The sequence below is a fragment of the Neoroseomonas rubea genome (genome assembly GCF_016106015.1).
Taxonomy (GTDB): domain Bacteria; phylum Pseudomonadota; class Alphaproteobacteria; order Acetobacterales; family Acetobacteraceae; genus Neoroseomonas; species Neoroseomonas rubea.
Window position 1 is genome coordinate 1 of the sequence record NZ_JACADQ010000340.1, and the last position, 4,459, is coordinate 4,459.

4 protein-coding genes are annotated in these 4,459 nt (G+C 69.8%); 2 read left to right on the top strand and 2 right to left on the bottom strand.

What is annotated here, in order from left to right:
* The coding region (locus HW577_RS21245; RefSeq protein WP_198378119.1) for an Hpt domain-containing protein at nt 1-379 on the top strand (379 nt) is incomplete at its 5' end.
* 19 nt (nt 380-398) lie between these two features.
* Here HW577_RS21245 and HW577_RS26680 read toward each other — a convergent pair.
* Both HW577_RS26680 and HW577_RS21265 read right to left on the bottom strand, forming a co-directional pair.
* Nucleotides 399-2,813: a Calx-beta domain-containing protein gene (locus HW577_RS26680; RefSeq protein WP_332837775.1), complete on the bottom strand. Its 2,415-nt coding sequence runs from the start codon at nt 2,811-2,813 to the stop codon at nt 399-401.
* A gap of 95 nt (nt 2,814-2,908) precedes the next feature.
* On the bottom strand, nt 2,909-3,970 hold the full coding sequence (locus tag HW577_RS21265; RefSeq protein ID WP_198378120.1) for an AbrB family transcriptional regulator: 1,062 nt from the start codon (nt 3,968-3,970) through the stop codon (nt 2,909-2,911).
* Nucleotides 3,971-4,072: 102 nt separating this feature from the next.
* Between HW577_RS21265 and HW577_RS21270 the strand changes: the two genes are divergently transcribed.
* Nucleotides 4,073-4,459, top strand: a 387-nt coding sequence (locus HW577_RS21270; RefSeq protein WP_408639545.1) for a hypothetical protein, incomplete at its 3' end; no start/stop codon positions are given.

A 4,459-nucleotide genomic window follows, 5' to 3' on the forward strand; every position in this document is an offset into this window, starting at 1 on the left:
TCCGATCGGGGCCGCCGCCCCGGCGGGCGAGCCGCATGCGGCCCCGGCGCTGCTCGACCGCACGACGCTAGAGGAATTGCGCAGCGCCGTCGGCCCGGGGCGCCTGCCGCGCCTCATCGGCGTGTTCGCCGACGAGACGCGCGCGCGCCTGTCGCGCCTGACCTCGACCGATGACCTCCGCGCGATCGAGGAGGAGGCGCATGGGCTGAAATCCGCCGCCGGCACCTTCGGCGCGGCGGCGCTGCGGGAAGCGGCCGCGGCGCTGGAAGCCGCCTGCATGGCGGGCGACCTGCGCCGGGCGCTCGCGCTCAAGGACGCGCTGCCGGCGCTGGTGGAACGCAGCCTCGCGGCCTATCCGGCGCGCATGTCGCGCGAATGATAGCGCCGGCGCGCGGGGATCAGTTACCCCACATGTCGGAGAGCTGCGGGGAGAGAAGCGCCATCTTCGCCTCGATCACCGTGCTCCAGTCATCCATGAGGATGCCGCCGGTGTCGCCGGAATTCGGGTTCCACGACCACCAGGTCCAGCTCATGCCCTCGTCGCCCGCCGGGATGTCGCGCGTGCCGTCGCCGTTGAAGTCGCCGTCGAGGTAGGGGAGCAACTCGTTCAGCCAGGCGACGTCCTTGGGATCGGTCAGCCGGCTGCCGAATTCGCCGAGATAGATCGGCGCGATCTCCTGCCGGTAGATGTAGCCCCAGAACTCGTCGAACTTGGCGGTCAGGTTGTTGGGGAAGGACGGGTCGCTGAACCAGGGCTGCGCATAGACCGAATTGCCGTAGTCATGCGGCGAATAGACGACCTTGTTTGCGACGTTCAGCACCACCGGGTCGGTCGCGACGCCCTTGAGGTTGCCGCCCCACCAATAGGAGGAGCCCTCGAAGGAGCCGACGCCCTCGACGAAGATCAGCCAGTCGTCGTTGACGGAATGGATCGCGTTGCCGGCACGCTCGGCCGCAGCACTCCACGCGCTCCAGGTCGCCGCATGCGGCTCGTTCGCGAGGTCGGCGCCGATCACCGTGGGGTCGCCCGCGTAGCGCCCGGCGAGCATCTTCCAGGTGTCGATCCATTGCTGCTCGGTGTAGCCGCTGTCGATCCACTGGCCGTTGCCGTTCGGTCCGGCGCCGGCGGCGCTGCGGTGGTTGTCGAGGATGATGCGCATCCCGAGCTCGCCCGCCTTGTCGACGATCCTGTCGAGGATCTGGATCGGCGAGAGGCCGACGAGGTCCGGGTTCTTCGAGAAGTCGATGCCGTTGGCGACCTTGCCGGGCTGGAAGGCCTCCAGCGAGAAGGGCAGGCGGATGGTGTTGAAGCCCTCCGCCGCCATGTCCTCCATCATGTCCTGCCAGTTGCGCGCCCAGAGCCCGTGCGGCGTGAATGTCGAGCTTTCCATCCCGAACCAGTTGACGCCGGTGATGCGCACCGTCTCGCCCGTCTCGTCGACGATCTGGTTGCCGCTTGTGGAAAGGAATCCCTGCCCGCCGCCACCGCCGCCGGACGCCGTGTCGTCGTTGACGATGGTCGCGAGGCCGGTGGCGTCGCGGATCGTGGCACCGGAAGGCGTGCGCAGCAGCAGGCTGAAGGTCTCGTTGGCCTCGACCGCCGTGTCGCCGGTGACGGCGATGGTGACGGTCTTGCTCACTTCCCCGGCCGCGAAGGTCAGCGTGCCGGCCTGTGCCACGTAGTCCTGGCCGGCGATCGCGGTGCCGTCCTGCGTCGTGAAGCCGACGGAGACGGAGGATCCCCACGCCTTGTTCAGCGTGACGGTGAAGGTCGCGAAGGTCTGGCCCGCATTGCCCTCGGCCAGCGCGACGTCGGAGACGCCGATGGTGGGCACGGTGTCGGTGTCGAGGATGGTGGCCACACCGGTGCCGTCGGCGATGGTCGCATTGGTGGGCGACGACAGGCGGACTTGGAAGGTCTCGGTCGGTTCGGTGCGGAAATCGCCGATGACGGCGACGGAGACGGTCTTGCTCGTCTCGCCCGCCGCGAAGGTCAGGGTGCCGGAGGCGGCGCGGTAGTCGCTGCTCGCCACGGCGGTGCCGTTCGCCGTCGCCCAGCGGACCGAGACGCTCTGCGCGAAGGCCTGGGAGAGGCTGATGGTGAAGACGGCGTTGGAGGTGCCGCTGTCGCCCTCGGTCACCGTCACGTCGTTGATGCGGATGGAGGGGCGCGTGTCGTCATCGACGATCCGGCCGATCGCCAGGCCGTCGCCGATCGTCGCCCCGGTCGGGTTCGACAGCAGCAGGCGCATGGTCTCCGTCGCCTCGGCCGTCGTGTCGCCGCGGACGGCCACCCGCACGGTCTTGCTCGTCTCGCCGGCCGCGAAGGTCAGGGTGCCGGTGGCGGCGGTGTAGTCGGTGCCGGCCGTCGCCGTTTCGTCGGCTGTGGCATAGGCGACGGTGATGGGCGCCGCGGCGGGGGCGGAGAGGGTGACGAGGAAGTCGAGGTACTTCGTGCCCGAATTGCCCTCGGTCACCGAAACATCGGCCGCGGCCAGGATCGGCAACGCCGGGGCGAGGCTGCCATTGACCACGAAGACGTCCGGCACGGGGTCGGTGGTCGGGCCGCCGAGGAAGCCGAACTGGACGACCTGCCCTTCCGGAATCGTTCCGTTCCAGGCCGCGTTGCGGATCGTGTAGATGTTGCCGACGCGGCTGACGATCTCGGCATTCCAGATCTGGGTGATGTCGAAGGCAGCTTCGAAGGTGATGGTCCAGCCATTGAGCCCGCCGGCGCCGGCGGTCAGCGAGACCGAGGCATTGAATCCAGCCCCCCAATTGTCGACCACCTGGTAGTTGACGCTGCCTGACACGCCAGCCTCCGTTCTCGAATTCGGGACGAAACTAACAGTCCATATAGGTCTGTCTCGTCTTTTTTTCGTTACCGCATGAGACGCGTCTCGCAACCCTAGCGGGAGTTCTTATCCATGAGAACGACCTTAACGAGAAGCCAAAGCGGGGTGACGATGAGATTGCAGAGCACCGTCCGGACGAGGTGAAAGCCCAGAACCAGCGGCACGGCGAGGTCCAGCGCCTTCGCCGTCACCGCCATCTCCGGCATGCCGCCAGGTGCCAGACCGAGCACGACTGCAATCAGGGGTAGTCCCGTCAGCCAGCCCAGGCCCAAGCCGGATACAACCAGAAGAAGCACCAGCGCCCCCGCCGAGGCGATCGACGCGAGTGCCTGCCGGCGCGGACCGCCTCCCAGGCCCTCCCGCCCGAACCTTTCCCCGAGGCTCATGCCCATCGCGACCTGCGCCGCGTCCACCATCCAGCGCGGCACGGCGGAGGGCAGCACCCCGCCAGCGGACAACGCCATCGCCAGAAGGCAGGGCGCGAGCATCGCCGCATTGGCGATCCCCACCCTTTCGCCCACCAGCGCCACCGCGGCCCCGCCCGCGAGCAGCAGGCCGAGCCCGCCCGGCACGATCGGCGGCAGCACCGCCGTGAAGGCGGCATCCGCCGCCCCGCCGGCCGCCAGCGCCACGAGCGGCGGATAGAGAAGAACGACAAGGCCCATCCGCAACGACTGCGCGAGCGTGACCGCGGGCACCGACGCCCCTGCCCGGCCGGCCAGCACGGCCATGGTCATGATCCCGCCCGGGATCGCGGCGAAGAAGGCCGTGCGCGCATCGCTCCGCGCGATCCGCCGATAGATCGGCGCGACCGCCACGCCGGCGAGGATCGAAACCAGCCCGCCCGCCAGGATGGCCGGAAATGCACCCGCGACGGCGCCGAGCACGGGCGCCGTGAAGGTCTGCCCGAGTCCAAGCCCGAGCACCACGAGCCCGCCCGGGCGCGCCACGCGCGGCACCGCCGCGGCGCGGCGCGCGGCGAGCCATGCGCTGGCCAGCAGCGCCCCGATCATCCAGCCAAGCGGAACGCCCGCCGCCTGCAATGCACCGCCCACGAGCAGGCACAGCAACAGCGTCCGGAGATAGGCATGGAAGGGCGGCTGGGGCGTTGGCACGGGCGGCACAGCCTCGCCGGGGCCGCCACGCGCGTCAAAGGCCTCTGGAAATTAACCACATCTTAGTGATGCGCCTCGTAAATTGGTGATGGAGCCCATGCCATGACACCCGAGATCGCACTCCGCCCCGTCGCGCCCATCGAACCCGCACGGCTTCAGCCGCGCGAGGCCGGCGATGCGCTCGAGACGCCGGCGGCCCCCGCCGTGGTTTCGCCGGTCACGCCGAACCCGCGGCTGCGCCTCGATGGCAGCCTTGGCATGGTGGTGATCGAATTCCGCGACCAGGCGGGCAGCGTCGCCAACAGCATCCCCTCCCCGCGTGTCATCGAGGCCTATCGCGCCGCCGCCATGACGGATGCACCGATGCCCCTCGGCGTCCGCGCCCCGGGTCAGGCTGGCGTGCCGGCCGCCGCGCCGGCCGTGCCATCGGTCCCCGAACCCGCGGCCGCGGCGTCACCAGCGCCGCCGCCGCCCCCAGGGTCGGAAGAG